The sequence below is a fragment of the Candidatus Pelagibacter communis genome (assembly GCF_001180205.1).
GTDB lineage: Bacteria > Pseudomonadota > Alphaproteobacteria > Pelagibacterales > Pelagibacteraceae > Pelagibacter > Pelagibacter ubique_O.
Genome location: NZ_CVSU01000024.1, coordinates 13,721 through 32,826, shown reverse-complemented (window position 1 = coordinate 32,826; position 19,106 = coordinate 13,721). Strand labels below are relative to the sequence as shown.

General features: G+C 22.0%; 16 protein-coding genes. 14 read left to right on the top strand and 2 right to left on the bottom strand.

Annotation, left to right across the window (positions count from 1 at the left end):
* The coding region (locus tag AMO08_RS01350; protein ID WP_143323783.1) for an NUDIX domain-containing protein at positions 1–216 on the bottom strand (216 nt) is incomplete at its 3' end.
* A gap of 156 nt (positions 217–372) precedes the next feature.
* Here AMO08_RS01350 and AMO08_RS01345 point away from each other — a divergent pair.
* From AMO08_RS01345 to AMO08_RS01300, 10 genes are all read left to right on the top strand, one after another.
* Entirely contained in the window at positions 373–2,925 is a 2,553-nt protein-coding gene (locus AMO08_RS01345) for an NAD-dependent epimerase/dehydratase family protein (RefSeq protein ID WP_075484439.1), read from the top strand.
* Positions 2,922–3,836: a glycosyltransferase family 25 protein gene (locus AMO08_RS01340; protein ID WP_075484437.1), complete on the top strand. Its 915-nt coding sequence runs from the start codon at positions 2,922–2,924 to the stop codon at positions 3,834–3,836. Before AMO08_RS01345 ends, AMO08_RS01340 begins: the two co-directional genes overlap by 4 nt.
* 2 nt (positions 3,837–3,838) lie before the next feature.
* Positions 3,839–4,735, top strand: coding sequence for an alpha-1,2-fucosyltransferase (locus tag AMO08_RS01335; RefSeq protein ID WP_075484435.1), 897 nt, complete (start codon positions 3,839–3,841; stop codon positions 4,733–4,735).
* Positions 4,719–5,588 (top strand): SDR family oxidoreductase, encoded by an 870-nt coding sequence (locus AMO08_RS01330; RefSeq protein WP_075484433.1) that lies wholly within the window; start codon positions 4,719–4,721, stop codon positions 5,586–5,588. Before AMO08_RS01335 ends, AMO08_RS01330 begins: the two co-directional genes overlap by 17 nt.
* A 149-nt stretch (positions 5,589–5,737) precedes the next feature.
* On the top strand, positions 5,738–6,715 hold the full coding sequence (locus AMO08_RS01325; RefSeq protein ID WP_075484431.1) for a glycosyltransferase family 2 protein: 978 nt from the start codon (positions 5,738–5,740) through the stop codon (positions 6,713–6,715).
* Between the two features lie 8 nt (positions 6,716–6,723).
* Complete coding sequence (locus AMO08_RS01320; RefSeq protein ID WP_075484429.1) at positions 6,724–7,734, top strand: polysaccharide biosynthesis protein; 1,011 nt, start codon at positions 6,724–6,726, stop codon at positions 7,732–7,734.
* A gap of 8 nt (positions 7,735–7,742) precedes the next feature.
* On the top strand, positions 7,743–8,834 hold the full coding sequence (locus AMO08_RS01315) for a polysaccharide biosynthesis C-terminal domain-containing protein (protein ID WP_075484407.1): 1,092 nt from the start codon (positions 7,743–7,745) through the stop codon (positions 8,832–8,834).
* Positions 8,835–8,836: 2 nt separating this feature from the next.
* A complete protein-coding gene (gene wecB, locus AMO08_RS01310) occupies positions 8,837–9,946 on the top strand; it encodes a non-hydrolyzing UDP-N-acetylglucosamine 2-epimerase (RefSeq protein WP_075484406.1) in 1,110 nt (369 codons plus the stop codon).
* 10 nt (positions 9,947–9,956) lie between these two features.
* Positions 9,957–11,855 (top strand): glycosyltransferase, encoded by a 1,899-nt coding sequence (locus tag AMO08_RS01305; protein ID WP_075484405.1) that lies wholly within the window; start codon positions 9,957–9,959, stop codon positions 11,853–11,855.
* On the top strand, positions 11,848–12,891 hold the full coding sequence (locus AMO08_RS01300; RefSeq protein WP_075484404.1) for a hypothetical protein: 1,044 nt from the start codon (positions 11,848–11,850) through the stop codon (positions 12,889–12,891). Before AMO08_RS01305 ends, AMO08_RS01300 begins: the two co-directional genes overlap by 8 nt.
* Here AMO08_RS01300 and AMO08_RS01295 read toward each other — a convergent pair.
* Entirely contained in the window at positions 12,875–14,368 is a 1,494-nt protein-coding gene (locus AMO08_RS01295; protein ID WP_075484403.1) for an O-antigen ligase family protein, read from the bottom strand. The two genes, AMO08_RS01300 and AMO08_RS01295, sit on opposite strands and share 17 nt — an antisense overlap.
* Before the next feature lie 483 nt (positions 14,369–14,851).
* On the opposite strand from AMO08_RS01295, the gene AMO08_RS01290 reads away from it, so the two are divergent.
* From AMO08_RS01290 to AMO08_RS01275, 4 genes are read left to right on the top strand one after another with little or no spacing between them, the layout of a single operon-like run.
* On the top strand, positions 14,852–15,985 hold the full coding sequence (locus AMO08_RS01290) for an O-antigen ligase family protein (RefSeq protein ID WP_179850725.1): 1,134 nt from the start codon (positions 14,852–14,854) through the stop codon (positions 15,983–15,985).
* Positions 15,986–15,987: 2 nt separating this feature from the next.
* Complete coding sequence (locus AMO08_RS01285; RefSeq protein WP_075484401.1) at positions 15,988–16,989, top strand: MraY family glycosyltransferase; 1,002 nt, start codon at positions 15,988–15,990, stop codon at positions 16,987–16,989.
* Positions 16,990–17,013: 24 nt separating this feature from the next.
* Positions 17,014–17,904, top strand: coding sequence for a glycosyltransferase family 2 protein (locus tag AMO08_RS01280; RefSeq protein WP_082254997.1), 891 nt, complete (start codon positions 17,014–17,016; stop codon positions 17,902–17,904).
* On the top strand, positions 17,901–19,106 hold the full coding sequence (locus AMO08_RS01275) for a glycosyltransferase (RefSeq protein ID WP_075484399.1): 1,206 nt from the start codon (positions 17,901–17,903) through the stop codon (positions 19,104–19,106). The genes AMO08_RS01280 and AMO08_RS01275 overlap by 4 nt, the downstream gene beginning before the upstream one ends.

Genomic DNA, 19,106 nt, shown 5'->3' with positions numbered 1-19,106 from the left:
GAAATTTAAATTTTTTTTCGGTTTATTTATTTTAAGATTTGTTTCTTCTTTAATTTCTCTTATGATAGCATCTATTTTTAATTCATTATTCTTTATTTTTCCTCCAAACAAACCCCAAAAATTTGGAAAATGAATATTTTTTTTATTATCTCTTTTTTGTATAAAATATTTACCTTTAAATAATATTATAGCGTGAACAGATTTATGATGCTTCATTTAAATTTTTATTTTTCATAATACCCATAATAAAACCATGCATTTTTAAAATTTTTTAAATTATCTTAAACAATAATTGCAATTTAGCTTGTATATCTTAACATTAATATTATTAAACAGTTTTATAAAAATTATAAAATATTATTAGAATTTAAAGTGAAAAAAATTGTTATACTTGGTGCTTTGGGGTATTTAGGTACAGAAATATCAAAAATTTATTCTGGCGAAAGTTGGAGAAATAAAATTATAGCAATAGACAATAGGTTTATATCTCAAAGAGTTAAACAACTTATTGATTGGAATATAGAATTCATTCAGGGAGAAATATTAGATGAATCATTTTTAAAAAAACATCTTTTTGATGCCGATGTAGTTCATCATTTAGCTGGTATAACAGACGTTGCTTATACAAAAACAGAGGCTAATTCATATTTAGATAAAAAAATAAGAACTAATGCGATAGAGGGAACAAAAAATATTTTAAAAGCAATTCCAAAAAAATGTAAAATTATATTTCCATCTACGCATGTTGTATTTGAGGGTTTTAATAAAGTTAAGAAAAATTTAAAAGAAGACGAAAAACCAAAACCAGTTTTGATGTATGCAAGAAGCAAGGTTCAAAATGAGCAAGATATAAAAACATTAAGTAAAAACTTTGTGATTTTAAGATTGGGCTCGGTATATGGGTTTTCTGGGGATGGTATGAGAATAAATATAATGCCCAATTTATTTTCTAAAATAACATCACAAAATGGATCAATAAGACTTTTCTCAGGCGGAAGTCAGTTAAAAAGTTTAGTTAATATAACGGATGTAGCAAGATGTTTTAAATTTGTTGAAGAAAAAAACCAAATTAGAAATGAAATTTTTCATTTAGTAAACGAACAAACAACAGTAAAAAAAGTTGCTGACATTTGTAAGAAAATCAACAACAAAGTGAAAATAGTATTAACAAAAGATGAAGTTCCAAATAAAGGTTATACACTTTCAAATAAAAAAATTTTAAATACAGGTTTTGAATTTCTTTATAATTTAGAGCAGTCTATAAAAGAAAATATTTTTAATTGGTCCTTTAAACCTAACCAAAGTAATTTAGAGGAAGTTTCCCAAGGTAAAAAAGAATTTGTTGATAGTAGAGGTAAAATTAGTAATTATGAATTAACAGAACCTATTAATCTTATTGGATATATTGAATCAAAAAAAAAAACAGTCAGAGCAAATCATTATCATCCTATTCAAGAACAAAAATGCTTATTAGTTAAAGGTCAGTTCATAAGTCTATATTTAGATTTATTAAATAAAAAATCTAACATTATTACACATGTTGTTAATGCTGGTGATATGATTGTAACTAAACCTAATGTTGCTCATGCAATGGTTTTTACAAAGGACTCAATATTTTTGAATCTAGTAAGAGGTGAAAGAGAGCATAAAAATTATGGAGTAACACATACTTTGCCGTTTAAACTTGTAGATGAAAAAATTAGAGACAGCTTGGTAAATTATTATAAATTTGAATGTAGATCATGTGGTAATAAAAAATTAAAAAGAATTGTTTCTTTAGGTTTTCAACCATTGGCTAACAATCTAATTAATAAAAAAAACTCTACTTGTGATAAATTTCCTCTAGAAATTAATTATTGCGAAAATTGTTATAATGTTCAGTTATCAGTTGCGATTGATAATAAAAAAATGTTCAAAAAATATTATTATTTATCTTCAACATCAAAGCCTCTTAAAAATCATTTTGAGAAAGCAGCAAATAAATATTTTAAAGAATTTAAATTAAATAAAAAATCATATATAATTGATATAGGTGCTAATGATGGAGTTGGATTAGTTCCATTTAAGAAACTTGGAGTTAAAAATTTATTAGCAATAGAACCAGCAAAAAACCTTTGCGAAATCTTGAAAAAAAATAAATTGAAATTTTATAATGGCTTCCTTGATAAAATTTCTATGAGAAAAATTAAAAAAAATGCAGATTTAGTGTTGGCGTCAAACGTATTTGCTCATTCAGATGATTTAAAAAATATGGCAAAATACATGTCTAAAATTTTATCAAAAAAGGGAACAATTATCATCGAAGTACAGTACCTATTGAGAACACTGCAAGATCTTACATTTGATAACATTTACCACGAGCATTACAATTATTGGTCTCTTACTAGTTTAAATAACTTTTTTGTAAAATTAGATTTAAAAATTTTTAAAGTTGAAGAAATAAATACACATGGTGGATCAATAAGAGTTTATATTTCTAAAGATACTAAAATTAAAAAACATTCGAGTGTATCTAAAATTCTTCAAAAAGAGGAAAGGTTTGGAATAAAAAAATATTCAAAATTTAAAAATTTTGAAGAAAAAATCAATAATTTAAAACAAAATGTTTTAAAAAACTTGATCAACATAAAAAAAAAATATCCAAAAATAGTTGGATATGGTGCGCCTGCTAAAGCTACAACGATATTAAATTTTTATGGTATTAATAAAGAAATTGATTATTTAGTAGATGATAACCCTTTGAAAAATGGAAAGTATATTCCGGGTGTGCAAATTCCAATTCAAAATACATTTAAAAATGAAAAAATTGACTTAATTATAGTTTTTGCATGGAATTATTTTAATGAAATAAAATCAAAAACATCAAAATTTGCAAAAAAAATTATAAGTATTAAAGATTTAGAAAAAAAAAATTTTAAATTATGAGTGAAATTAAAATTTTCGTAATTTCATTAAAAGAAAGTAATAGAACACCAAAAATAATCAAAAGACTAAAACAATTAAAAATAAAATTTGAAATATTTTATGGAATAAATGGCCATAAAAAAAAAAATTTTTCAAAACTGCTAAAAGTTTATGATGAAAAAAAAACTGAAAACTACATTGGAAGACAATTAGCTTTCCCAGAAATTGCTGCATCCCTTAGTCATATTAATATTTACAAAATGATTATTAGAAGGAGAATTAAATCAGCAATAATAATTGAAGATGATGCTTATCCCTCAAAAATATTATTCAAATGGATAAAAATGAATACAAAAATCATTGATAATTCAATACTGAGTTTCTATTCATACCCTTCTGGTTATTTGGGTAAAGTTGGTAAAAAAACCAGAGTAGAGAAAGTTAAGATACACACTGCAGTAACGCATATTAACAATAGTTCATGCTATCAAATTAATTTAAAGACTTGTAAAAAAATTATTAAAATAACAAAAGGTAAAATCTGTGGAGTTGGAGATTGGCCATTTAACTATAAAAAAGACAATATAATTTTAAGTTCGACCTTGCCTTATTTAACTATTATAGATGATGCTTTTGATTCAAGTACTGCTCCTGCAAGAGAAAAATTTTTGAAGCAAAATAAATTAATTAATTTTTTTAATAAATCTATTCTATTTATAATAATTAAAAATTTAATTTATTTATCATGCATTCCTTTTGTCTTAAAAAAAAAAATGCATTTTGATTTTTACAAAGAGCAATTTTTTGAAAAAAGTTTTTTTTTCTTTAAGAATATATTTTTGAAAAATAACATAAGCACTTACACTATTTTCAAAGATAAAAATTATTACTATGATGATTTAAGACTTCACCGATTTTTTAAAAAAAAATAAAAATGAAAAAAAAAATATATCTTTATATGTGTGGTGGACTAGGCAATCAATTATTTCAATATGCAGCAGCAAAAAATTTATCATTAATAAATGATAGAGAATTATATATAGATAGTATTACTGGTTTTTGGACTGATTTTAGAGATTTTTGCAGATTCGAGTTAAATAAAAAAAATTTAAGACAATCTAAAATAAAATTTATAATTATTATTTATATAATTTATAGATTTCTTAATAAATTTTTTAAGTTTAAAAAATTATTTGTAAACTTATTTGGTTATACTATTATTGACGAAACCAATTTAAATTATTTTGAAAAAAAAATAAAAAATTTAAGTAAATTCAATAAAGTTTATCTTATCGGATATTTTCAGTCAGAAAAATATTTTATAGATAATAAAAAAAAAATAATTACTGAATTAAGACCAACAGCACCTAAAAATAAAGCTTATCATTTAATAAAAAGTAAAATGTTAAAAAGTAACTCAGTATCTTTATGTATTCGATTACATGAAACAATGCCTAGCAAAATTAGATATAAAGTTGGTGGATTAACAACAAATGAATTTTATAAAAAGTCTATAAAAAAAATAATTAAAAAAATAAAAAAACCAGAGTTTTTTATTTTTTCAACAAAAAAAAATAATGTAGAAAATATTTTAAAAACTTTTCCAATCTTAAAAAAATATAAAATTAATATAATAACAGCTGATCTTGGATTTTCGGATGCCTATGATAATATCTGGTTATTAAGTTATTGTAAAAATCATATCATTTCTAATAGTACACTTTATTGGTGGGGAGCTTATTTTTCTAAAAATAAATATAAAAATAAAATTATATGTTGTGCGAATAACTTTCACAATATAGATACATGTCCCGATGAATGGAAAATCTAAAAAAAAAATATTAATTCTTGGATCTAGAGGACAGATTGGTTCATCACTAGAAACGTATTTAAAACAAAAATATATTGTTAAAGGAATTGATATTTTAAATGGTAAAAATGATGATTTAAGATTTCAAAGCAACAAAATCGCATTATCAATTAAAAATGTAGATTTTATTTTCTTTTTGGCATTTGACGTTGGTGGCTCTAGATATATGGATAAATATCAAAATACATATACATTTATCATGAACAATCTTCAGATAATGTCAAATACCTTTGCACTCCTAAAAAAAAATAAAAAAAAATTTATTTTTGCTACAAGTCAAATGTCTAATATGTCTTTTTCATCTTATGGTATTTTAAAAAAAATTGGCGAAAATTTAACTTCATCTTTAGGTGGATTAAATGTTAGATTTTGGAATGTATATGGATATGAAACTGATTTTGAAAAATCACATGTGATTACTGATTTTATTTTAAAAAGCTTAAAAACAAATAAAATTAACATGCTAACTGATGGAAATGAGGAGAGGGATTTTTTATTTATAGATGATTGTTGTGTTGGTCTTGAAAAAATCATGATTAAATATAATAAAATAAATAAAAACGAAATTATTGATATGAGTTATGGAAAGTTCTCAAAAATAATTAAAATTGCTCAAATAATAAAAAAAAATTTTTTTAAAAAAAATATTTATATAAAAATAGTAAAGAGTAAAAAAAAAGATAATGTTCAAAAAAATACTAGAAATATTCCAAATAAAAAAATTAATAAATATTGGCGTCCAAAGATAAGCTTGGAGGAAGGAATTAATAAGTTAATAAATTTTTATTTATCTCAGAAAAAATACTGTAAATAGTATAATATTTAGTGTCTATCCTTATATTAAGTTTAATATGATTGTAATGTATTCATAATTTAAATAAAAAAAACTATATTTATTACTTTAGATATTTTAAATAAAAAAAATCTTAAAAGATCTAATATTAACTAAATTATTTGTTTATAATGAAAAAAATAACAACAATTTCAGTTATTATACCCACTTACAATCGTCCAGAACTTTTAAAGAAAATTATTAGTAGTATTGCAAAATCAACAATATCTAATGAAATTATTATTTGTGATGGTGGTAGCACCATTCATTCCAAAACAAAAATTAAACAATTGATAATAGATCATGAATATCACAAAATAAAATATATTGATGTAGGTGCGAATATTCATTCAAAAAAAAGAAATGCTGGATTAAAAGAAGCCAAATCGAAATATGTAGTTTTTTTAGATGATGATTGTATTCCTGAAAAAAGGTTCTTAGAAAATTATTATCTAATTCTTGAAAAATATAAAAATAAAAACTTTATTTTTTGTGGCACAGTTGTTTATCCAAATTTTAAACATATAAGAAATTTTGTTAAATTTAGACAATCAAGACATTTTTCTATAAACAAAAATAATAAAATTGATAATCAATATTTAGAACCACAAAAAATCGTCACTATGAATATGGCTTTTAAAAAAAAGATATTATTTGATAATAAAATCTTTTTTGATGAAAGATTTAATAAATATGGATTTGAAGATTATGAGTTTGGTTTTAGATTATTTGAAAAAAAAATTAAACTAGTACCATCATACCCAAAAGTAATTCATTATGATAACAGAAATTTTAAGCAATATTTAGATAAAATTAAATATGTTGGATATGAGGGCAGTAAGTATTTAGCCAAGATAAATAAAAAGGCTTCAATTAAAAATAATTTTATTAAGTTGGAAAATAATTTTATTATAAAAAAAATTAAAAAATTTAAATCAGTAGTTTGTTTATTGATATTTTTAGAAAAAAAATTTGTGAAACTAGAAAATAAAATAAGTTTTCCTAATTTATTTTATAGAATTTTAATAGCAAACGCATATTTAATTGGCTATTTATCAAAAAATGATAAGAAAATAAATGATGATCTTTCTAGAAGCTGGTATAAATAACACTTTATATGTTTAAAAATAAAATAATTTTAATAACTGGTGGCACAGGTTCGTTTGGCTCCTCAATGGTAAAATTTTTATTAAAAAGAAAAATAAGTTTTAAAGAAATTAGAATTTTGAGCAGGGATGAAAAGAAACAAGATGATCTAAGAAAGGAACTAAATTCAAATAAAGTTAAATTTTTTATTGGAGATGTTAAAGATAAAGAGAGTATTAAACAAGCAATGTTTAAAACTAACTATGTATTCCATGCAGCGGCTTATAAACAAGTACCGTCTTGTGAATTTTATCCAATGGAAGCTGTCAAAACAAATGTACTTGGAACAGAAAATGTAATTAATTCTGCAATTGAAAATAAAGTAAGCAAGGTAGTTTGCTTGAGTACTGATAAAGCAGTTTATCCGATTAATGCAATGGGAATTTCTAAAGCTTTGATGGAAAAAGTTGCAGTTTCAAAATCAATATCAAATATTAAAATACCTACAGTGTGTGTAACAAGATATGGAAATGTAATGGGATCCAGGGGATCAGTTATTCCGCTATTTGTTAAACAAATTCTTTCTAAAAAACCAATTACAGTTACTGATTTAAATATGACTAGATTTATGATGAGCATGGAAAAAGCTTTAGAACTAGTATTGTATGCATTGAAATATGGAAAAAATGGAGAGATTTTAATAAGAAAAACACCTGCGGCAACAATCGAAACTATTATAAAGGCATTAAAAAGTATTTTTAATAAAAAGAATTATCCAACTAAATTAATTGGATACCGACATGGAGAAAAAAAAGACGAATTTTTAATGACTGATGAAGAACTTCAAAAAGCAAAGGAAAATAAAAATTTTTTTTCAATTCAAAGTGATAACAGAAATTTAAATTATTCATTATATTTTAATAAAGGAAAAAGTGTTAAAGAGCATATCAAAAGTTATTCTTCCAATAACGTTAAATTACTTAATACAAAAGAATTAATTAAAGAATTAAAATTAATGAAAATTATCAAAAATAACCTTTAAAGATTTTGATGAATATCTTAATAATTGGTTCTAATGGATTTCTAGCAAAGAATTTAATTTATAGGTTAAAATATACAAAACATAATTTAATTCACTATCTTAAAAAAGAAGGAATAAATAATCTAAAAAAAAAAATAGTTAAATCAGATATAATTTTTTATTTGGCAGGGGTTAATAGAGTAAAAAGTGATAAAGATTATGAAACAAATGTAACATTAACCAAAGAAATTATTGATATTTTAAAATTATCAAAGAAAAAGAAAAAAATTATTTTTTCATCTTCGATTCAAGCAATCAGAAAAAATTCATATGGAAAGTCCAAAAAAAATAGTGAAAAACTTTTATTACAACTTGCTAAAAATAAAAATTTAAAATTAGTAATTTTTAGATTACCAAATATCTTCGGCAAATGGTCGAAACCTCACTATAATTCAGTAGTAGCAACATTTTGTCATCAATTAGCAAGAAAAAAAAAAATAATAATTAATTCAAACAAAAAAATAAAATTACTTTATATAGACGATCTAATTGATGAGTTTATGAATGAAATTAAAGAAAAAAAATCTTCTATTTTAAGATATCCTAAAAATTCATTTGAAATATCTTTAAAACAGTTAGCAAATATTCTTAAAAGTTTTAAAGAATCAGTTAATAATATCGATTTTGAATTTAATAATAAAATAATTAAATATTTATATTCAACATATTTGAGTCATGTCCCGAATAGTAAAATTTCATCTGAACTAAAATTGTATTCTGATGATAGAGGTAGTTTTATCGAGCTTTTTAAAAATAAATATTCAGGTCAAATTTCTTTTTTTACAATAAAGCCAAAAAAAGTAAGAGGAAACCATTTTCATAATACAAAGACAGAAAAATTCTTGCTTTTAAGTGGTACAGCCAGAGTAAATTTTTTGAACATTTCTGATAAAAAAAAATATTCTATAATTGTTAATGATAAGAAACCAAAGATTTTTATAACAAAGCCTGGATATGCTCATAATATAATAAATACAGGCAATAAAGATGCAAAATTTATTGTTTGGAGTAATGAATTATTTGATAAAAATAAACCTGACACATATAAGTATAAAATTTAGATATGAAAATTCTTACTATACTGGGAACAAGACCAGAAATAATTAGGCTTTCAGCAATAATAAAAAAACTAGATAGAAATTTTAATCATGTACTAGTAAATACAGGGCAAAATTTTGACATAAATCTTAATAGGATTTTTTTTACTCAATTTAAACTAAAAAAACCCAAGTATAATTTAAAATGTAGAAATGGCTCAAGTGCAATTTTTTTATCAGAACTCTTTATAAAGATAGAGAGAGTTATTAAAAAAGAAAAGCCAAATGCTATTTTAGTATTGGGAGATACAAATAGTGCTTTATCTACAATAATTGGAAAAAAATATAAAATTCCTATTTTTCATATTGAAGCTGGTAACAGATGTTTTGATCAAAGAGTGCCTGAGGAAATAAATAGAAAAATAGTTGACCATATTTCTGATATCAATTTAACTTATAGTGATTATGCTACACAAAATTTAATTAATGAAGGTCTTCACAAAGATAGAATAATAAAAATCGGAAGTCCATTACTAGAAGTATTTGAGGAAAATAAAAATCAAATTGAAAAGTCAGATATTTTAAAAAGACTTAAACTTGAAAAAAATGGATATATATTAGCAAGTATTCATCGTGAAGAAAATTTAGAGGATGAAAAAAATTTAAGTGAAATTTTTAAATCATTTATATATTTCATAAATAAATATAAAATACCTGTAATATTTTCTACTCACCCTAGGACGAAAAAAAGATTATCAAAAATAAAAAAGATAAACTCAAAGAAAATAATATTTTCAAAGCCGTTTGGCTATTTTGAATTTATAAAATTGATGAAAAATTCAAGGTTTATTTTATCCGACAGTGGAAGCATCTCTGAGGAAACTTCAATTCTTTCTTTGCCATCTGTAAATATAAGAAATGTTAATGAAAGACAAGAGTCAATGGAAATAGGAACGGTAATTATGAGTGGATTAAAAAATAATGATATAATAAAATCAGTAAATATTATGCTTAAAAAAGAAAAAAGAAAAAAATTCGTTTATCCTGATTATTCTTATACCGATGTATCTTCAACAGTAGTAAATATATTACAAAGCTATACTCATTATATCATGTCAAAAACATGGTATAAATAATTTTATTTAAGTGAGAATTTTAATTGTATCTCAATATTTTTGGCCAGAGAATTTTAGAATAAATGATATTGTTGAATTTCTTATTTCTAAAGGACATAGTGTAGATGTACTTACAGGTTACCCAAATTATCCAGAAGGAAAGATCTTTAAAAATTATAAAGAAAATCCTAATAAATTTAAAACTTATTTTGGTGCCAATATTATTAGAATACCAGTACGTTTAAGAAGAAAATCAACGAAGTTAGACCTTTTTTTAAATTATCTAACATTTATATTGTCCTCAATCATATTTGGAGGTTTTAAATTAAGAAAGAAAAAATACGACGTTATTTTTACTTTTGCAACAAGTCCTATAACTGTTGCTTTAACATCGATATATTTTTCTAAGTTAAAAAATGCAAAAAGTGTCTTATGGGTGTTAGACTTGTGGCCTGATATTTTAGAGGAGCTAAAAATTTTAAATAATAAATTTGTACTTAAATTACTGAGAAGCACTGTTTCGTATATATATCGAAATACAGATTTAATTCTTGCTCAATCACAAAGTTTTAAAACACTTATTAATTCTGCATATAAAGTAAATAAAATTGAGTATTTTCCCGCATGGAAGGAAGAAATTCGATCGAAAAATACAAAAGAAGAATTAATCAATTTTAGTCGAGATAAATCAAAACTTAAGATTTGTTTTACTGGAAATATTGGTGAAGCTCAAAATTTTGAAAATATAATGATTGCAGCCAATATTTTAAAAAATCAAGATGATATTGAATGGATAATTGTAGGTACAGGTAGAAATATCGAACAAATAAAAAAGTATAAAGAAGAGAACAATATAGAAAATTTTCATTTTTTAGGGAGCAAACCTTTACAAGATATTGGATATTATCATGAAATTGCGGATATTCTTTTGGTTTCTCTTAAATCAGGCAAGGCACTTTCTTCAACAATTCCTGGAAAAGTTCAAACATATCTTAATTCTAATAAGTTTATTTTAGGATTTATTGAAGGAGAAGCAAAGAAGATAATTGAGGACTCCGAATGTGGTCAAGTTGTAGATCCAAATTCACCAAAAGAACTTGCAGAGAAAATTATTTATTTGAAAAATAATAGATCAATATTAGAAAAAGTTTTTTTAGAAAAAAAAGGTTTAAAATATCTTAATGAAAACTTTGATAAGAATAAAATTTTTCAAAATTTGAATTTATTTATTGAAGATACTTATAATAGCATAGAAAAAATTAAATTAATAAAAAGTCCAAAGTCTGTCCCATGGAATAAAAATTTTACTTTATCAGGATTAAATTTGGCTTTTCTAGGTTATTATAGTAAAGGAATAATTAAACTTCACTCTGATTTATACCATTGGTCTGATGGGATTTTTTTTAAAAGGTTTTTTAATAAGTTGACAAAAAAATATGCAGGGAGAGATTTAGTTAACCAAATTCAATTAGCAGATAGCATAGAAAGAATTTATGTTTTCGGTTCTTTACCTAGAAACTCGTTAAATTATATAAAGAAAAAATTTTCAAGAGAGGTAATTCATATTGATTTACCATACGACACTGTTGAAAATTTATATAGAAACTATTGCAATTTCACTTTTGAAAAAAAAGATTTTATTATTTTAACTTTACCAACTCCTAAACAAGAACAGTTTGCTGAGTTTATTAGAAATGACAATAAACATTATAAAATAATTTGTGTTGGAGGAGCAGTAGTAATGGCCTCAGGTGAAGAAAGACAGATGCCAGAATTTTTTGAAATAACGGGTACCGAATTTATATGGAGATTACGAACAGATACAAATAGAAGATTAAGAAGATTACTTTCCTCTTTTGCTTATTATATTTTAGGTGAAATAAGTTTTAAATTTAAAAGAGTGAAAAAAGAATTCATAGAAAATGAGTAATAATAATTTAGTAATATTTGCTTCAGATCTAAACGAAAATACAGGTGAAGGAATTCTTGGGAGATTATTTATAAGAAAATTATTTTTAAAATATAATAAACCGTCTATTGATATAATTACTCCAAATCAAAAGTTTAAGTATAAGGGCACTTTTGACAATATAAAAAATACTAATCAAAATAATATTTTTCATAAATACTTTATTCCAATAATTGGCGCACTGAAATTGAGGCACTATAAAAATAGAAAAGAAATTATTTTTGTAAATTATTTACCTTTGTGGAATTTTTTAATTTTTTTAATTTTACCAAAAAAAACAGTTTTAGGACCAATAACTGGCAGTAAGATTGTTAAAGATAAAAAAAATATTAATACATTGGTTAGGAGGTACTTGTTTCCGTTACTTTTTAACTTAAGTATATTTATAATTAATAATAAATTTAAGAAAATAATATTCTCAACTAATCTTTTAAAAGGAAATTTTTACAAAATAAAAAAAATTTTATTACATAATTTTGTTTTATGTTCTTTTAACCCAGCTAAAATTCATAATAAAAAAAAAATTAAGAAAAAATATGATTTAATTTTTTATAACAGAAAGCATAGAAATAAATTTAATAAAGATTTGGTTAAAATTATTGAAGCTCTCTCCAAAACTAAAAAAATTTGTATCATTGGAGATAAATTCAATTCTTTATCAAAAAATATATTTAACTTTGGTTACATATCGAGGAAAAAGGTTAACTTAATCATGCAAAAAACAAGATTTGTAATGTGTGGACAAGAAAATTTATATTCATTATTTGCTATTGATGGATACAATAATTATTGCCAATTAATATTAGACAAAAATCTTAAAAAATTTGAATTTGCAAATAGTCAAAACTTTCATTTTACCGACTATAACTTTTCAAATAAAAATCTTAAACATATTTTGCAAATACTAGAAAAGAGAAGGATTCAAAAAGATTTAGAATTTAAAAAAAAATTATTAAATAAAAAAAAAAATATTGATAAATTTATTGAACTTTATTGAGGATAGAAAGTCGTGAATTTATAAAATAATAACTCGTAATCAAGACACAGAAATCAATACCAAAAACTGCAAAACCGTTTTCAAAAAAAGATCTCATTATTATATAACAATAAATACTAAAGGAGCTAATTAAATATAAATCTTGAGATTTATGTATAAATATTTTTTTAAAACATCTTAAAAATAATATGAACAAAGAAATATAAATTATTAGAATTGATATCAAGCCAATTAATCCACCTGAAATACTTGAATAAATAATTGCATTAGATGAATTGTTACCCCAAATTGATTCCAAATGACTTTTTGCTAGCAAAGAAAGAAGATACCTGTCACCTTGAGGTCCGTATCCAAAAATTTTTTTTTCTTTAATCAAATATTTGACAGACTCAATCCAAATTTCTATCCTTCCAGATGAAACACTATATTTGTAATTATTTTTATCATTAATTAACAAATTCTTATTTTCTATCGATTGAGCCTTATTATTTTTAAATTCAAAAATAGCTTCTAAGGTAGTCTTCAATCTATTTTGATCATTTCTATATTTTCCAATTTTAAAATTATCAACTAAGCTCAATGAACCAAAAGGTATTATGATAAACAAAATAGCAACAATTATTTTTTTAAAAAAATTTATTTTAGGAATAGCTAAGTATAATAAAAATAAAAAAATATATCCAATTAGTGAACCCCTGGATTGAGAAAATATTATTAGAAATGATAATAAAAATAGTATAGCAATATTTATCAAATATTTTTTTTTGCTAAATTTTTTTAATTCATTGTAGAAAAAATAAAACATAAAGATTATTAAAATTAGTCTAGACCATCCAGTAATCCTGGGCGCAGGCTGATCAAAATATTTAGTATCAGGTTTAAAAGCTTTGCTATAATACAAAAAAATATTTTCTGTTTCTATTAGATCAATTATTATTTGAAAAAAAATAAAAAAAGAAACTAAGCAAATAAATGAAAAAAAAATTATATTAAATATTAAAATTTTATTTTTATAATTTTGATGAATATATAACAAAATTAAAACTGTTACTAAATAGCAGTTTAACAAATTTATAGTATCCATAAATTGTGGCCCATGTAGTAGTTGTAATACTCCATCTAATTGTGGTCCTTCTGTTAACCCTATTCCAATATTTTTTTTGAATATAAATAAGTGAATGAAATAAAAAAAAGAAATAAATATTAAGTTTAATGAAAATAAATCATAATTAATTTTTTTATAAGATAGTTTTAATAATATTGGTAGCACGATAAAAGGTAGTAACCATCTCAGTGAATTAATTAAATTTATTAAAAAAAAATTATTTAACTCACTTGATTTAAAAAAAAGATTTTTTACAGAATAAAATCCTGTATTTATAGAAAATAAAATTATAATCCATGATATTAATAAAAATAAAAACACCTTGTCATTATTTTTTAGAAAAATAGTAATTTTTTTACTGTTTAAGTTCATTAAATATCTTTATTAATAGTCTTCTTATAAATAAATTAAAAAAAATTTATTTTCTTTATTTTCATATATTGTATCGATATCTGTATTATCATAAATATTTTAAATTAAATAATGAATAGTAATTTTTTGCTGGAAAAATTGAGTTTTAATAAAATATTTTTTATTCTCTTTTTTCCTTCGTTAATTTCTGGCCCCTTAATTCCGGAGCTATTAATAATTGGATTAATTGTTAACTTTTTTTTAAAAAATAATATTAAATCACTTGTTACAAAAAATTTAAAATTATATTTGATCTTTCTATTAATATTCTATTTTTATATAAATATTAACTCACTTTTTTTTTCTTTCGATACAAAGATTTCTTTAAAATCTACTTTACCATATATAAGATTAATTTTTTTTAGCTTAATAATTTCCAAAATATTAATTGATGATGAGGAAAACTTTATTAGCAAACTTTTTATTTACAGTTCCTTCTTTCTTTTGACCTTTCTCCTTATTGACTCATTAATTCAACTTTTAACCGGAACAAATATTTTTGGACAGGCATATAAAAATGGCAGAATAACTAGTTTATTTGGGTCAGAACAAATAATGGGAAGTTTTGTTGTAAAAATTTTACCAATAATTTTGTGTTTCTTATATTTATTAAATTTAAATAAAAAAAAATACTTAGGTATTATTTTTTTAACTATTTCTTTAATTTTAGTTATTTTTAGTTCTGAAAGGGTTGCGCTAGCTCATTATATCTTAATATTTATATTAATATTATTTATAGAGAGCAAAAGTATTAAAAATTTTATAATTTATATTTTTTTATTAATTTTTCTAATTGTTATTGGATTAAATATTTATACTCCTGCTAAAGAAAGAATTAAGGATGCGACTTTAAACCAAATTAAGTCAACTACATTATTATTTGCTCCCAGTTACAGACATGAATTGCACTATTTAACAGCTATTTATATTTTTTTAGATAATCCTATTTTTGGAGAGGGTATTAAATCTTTTAGATATAAATGTGGCAACTACGAAAATGATATTAAAAACAAAATTATAAATGATAAAGCAGTGTATGCTCCCTATGATGGTGTTGCAAAAATAATAGATATAGAAGAAAGATTTTATGGTCCAAAAAAAATAATTAGATTTTTTAAGTATAATGAAAATTTAGATAAAGTAGAAAATACCATTTATGAGGAGTATTATTTTAATAATAATTTTAAAAAATTTAATTTAAAATTTGATACAAAAAATATAATTAAAGAAGGTGAATTTATATATGTATCTTATCCATATAAAAATGGGTGTAACACCCATCCACATAACTATTTAATACAATTTTTAGCTGAGATAGGAATAGTTGGTTTTTTATTTTATTTAGTATTTTTCTTATATTTATTAGTTATAATTTTTAAAACACTTATAATAAAAAAAAAACAAATCAAAATTTTAAATTTTCAAAAAAGCAAATTTATTATTTGTGGATCAATTTTAGTTGAATTATTCCCACTTATACCAAGTGGAAATTTTTTTAATAATTGGTTAAGTATGCTGTTCTTTTTTAAGATCGGGATTTTGTTTTTTTTAGCTCAAAATCAATATAATAAAAAATAGTTATGTTTTATTTATTTTTTTGTTTACTTATTGCAAATATTCTTATTTTAAAATTTCATTATAAACTTTCAAAAATTTTAAATATATATGATGAACCAGATAATAAAGTTAAACTACATTCCTCTAATATTTCATTGCTGGGTGGTCCCATAGTATTTTTAAATTTAGTTATATTATACTATTTTTTTCTAATAGATAACAATCAAAGATTAAACATTTTCGATAAAAATTTTTATGAATTAAATATTAATTCGTTACTAATCATCAGTGGTTGTTTTTTTTTAATTGGACTTTACGATGACAAATTTAAAATAAAACCAACGAAAAAAATATTTATATTTGTATTTTTAATAATTTTATCAATTTTTTTTGATAAAAATTTAATTTTGGAAAAAATAAATCTTTTTGACAAAATAATTGTTTTTGAAAGTTTTATTTTATCAATCTTTTTTACTGTTTTTTGCTTTTTAGCATTCATAAATGCTTTTAATTTTTTTGATGGAATAAATTTACAGGTTGGTCTTTATTCTATTTTTATAGTTTTAATATTTTTATCCAAAAGTCTTTTTTTGAGTTATTGGATCACTTTTTTATTTGCAATTTTGACATATGTAATTTTAAATTTTAAAAATAAAATTTTTTTAGGTGATAGTGGTACTTTATTAATTTCATTTATATTTTCTTATTTTTTTATAGTTTATCATAATAAATTTAATTTATTTTCTGCAGATGAAATTTTTTTGATAATGTTTTTGCCTGGTATTGATATGATAAGATTATTTATATATAGGTTAAAATCTAAAAAAAACCCCTTGTTTGGTGATAGAGAACACATTCATCATTTGATATCAAAAAAATTTAAAACATCATTAGTGCCAGTTATAAGTATTACTTTATGTTCTTTGCCATATTTATTTAATTTAATTTTTAATTCCTCATTAATAATAATTTTAATTTCAATATTTTTATATACATTAATTTTTCTAAGACTAAAAAATAATTAATGTTTACTAAAAAAAAGTGTTTTAATAATACCAACAAAGGATAGATTTTTTAAATTAAAAAAAACAATTAATCAATTCGCAAAGCTAAAAATTTCTTTTAAAAAAATTATTGTTATAGATAGTTCTTCAGATAAATTTTTAAAAAAAAATGTAAATTTTTATAAAAAGAAAAAAATACATTATGTATTGTCCAAACCATCTATTTCTAAACAAAGAAATATTGGCTTAAAATTAGCATTAAAAATAAAAAGTATAAACTATATATTTTTTTTGGACGATGACATCATTTTTGAAAAAAATGCGTTTAACGAAATGGATAAGATAATTAAAAAAAACAAAATGAAAGATGTTGTAGGTTTTGGTTTTAATCCTAAAAATAATCTAAAAAAAAATTTTTTTGATTTGATTAAAGAAAGTATTCTTTCTAAAAAACTTGGTTTATACGATCAACAACCTGGAATAGTCTTGCAAAGTGGATGGCAAACTAAAATTCAAAATCTCAAAAAAAATCTTAAAACTAATTGGGCTTCTTCTGCTGCATTAGTCTTAAAGAAGCAAAATATTAAAAATAAAAAATTTGATGAGAGTTTTGGAAATTATAGCTATCTTGAAGATATTGATTTTTCTTTACAATTTAAGCCACTATTCTTTTTTATTGTATCAAAAGCTTATTTTTTTCATCTTCAAGATATTCAACGGACATCATTCAGATTTGGTTTTATAGAAGTGGTTAATAGATATAAAATAGTAAAAAAATATAAATTAAAAAAATTTTCATATTTTAAAATGATTATTTTAAAATCAATATTAAATTTATTGAATATATTTTTCGGAAAATTTAGATTTTTAAATAGATTTGTAGGTAACATTTATGGAATTATTTATGTAATTTTTTTTGGATTTTTTGTTAAATGAAAAAATTATTAATAATAGAAACCGAATATGTTGGTCATTATTTGACTGGATATATAAAATATATATTAAGGGCCTTAGATAAAAAAAAAATTAAAATATATATTTTAACATCGAAGGAAACTTTAAAAAATGGCAAAGGTGCTTTAAAAATATTAAAAGGTGAAAAAGTCAAATTTAAAATAATAACAATTCCAACATTGAAAGTATCCAAAAAGGACTTCGTATCACTAACATTATATCAATTAAAACTATATTTTCTTATAAAAAAGAATTTTAAATCCCTAAATAATAAAATTAAATTTGACCACATAATATTAACTTCTATGCAAAGAATTGATAAAATAATTTCAATTTTTGGTAGTCCTTTTGGTAAAATAAAATTTTCAGGAATTTTTTTAGGGTTAAAGTTTCATTTACAAAATTTTGAAATTAAATCTGAATCCACTAATCATTTTTTGTCTAAATTGTTATTTAACAGACTTTTAAGAATAACAACACTTACAAAAATTATAACTAATGATTATTTATTAAAGAAATATCTAAAAAATAATCATTGGAAGAACCAAAAAAAAGTTTTTTTTCTTCATGATCCTAAAGAATTTAAATATAAATTTAATAAAAATTATGCTTTAAAAAAGCTTAATTTAAAAAAAAATAAATTCATAATATTAGTTTACGGGGCCATTATTGACAGTAAGGGTGTTGAGGAATTGCTTCAAATTTATAAATATAAAATCAGAGATGTTCACTGTCTTATTGTTGGTAAACAATTTGATAGTACGAAAAATTTTTTAAATAAAAATAAATTTGTTGAAAATTTAAAAAATAATAGAAATATTTCTTTGTATAATGGCTGGCAGAGTGAAAAAAACGAGGCAATTTTTTTTAGTGCTTGTGATGCGATATGGATAGGCTATAAAAATTATCCTTTCCCTAGTGGAGTTTTGTATCAAGCTGTATCTTTAAAAAAACCATCAATAATTTCAAAAGAAGCAGGATTTATAAATGATTTAAACAACAAATTTAAAATTGGACTATCCTGCAATATTCATGATCCTTCAGATATTCTGAGTGTAATCAAAAAATTGAAAAAATCTAAATATTCACAGTTAATAAAAAAAAATACTTCAAAATTTTTGTTTCAGTGTAATCCATCAATTTGGACAAAAAAATTTCAAGAATTTATTATAAAAACTATTTAA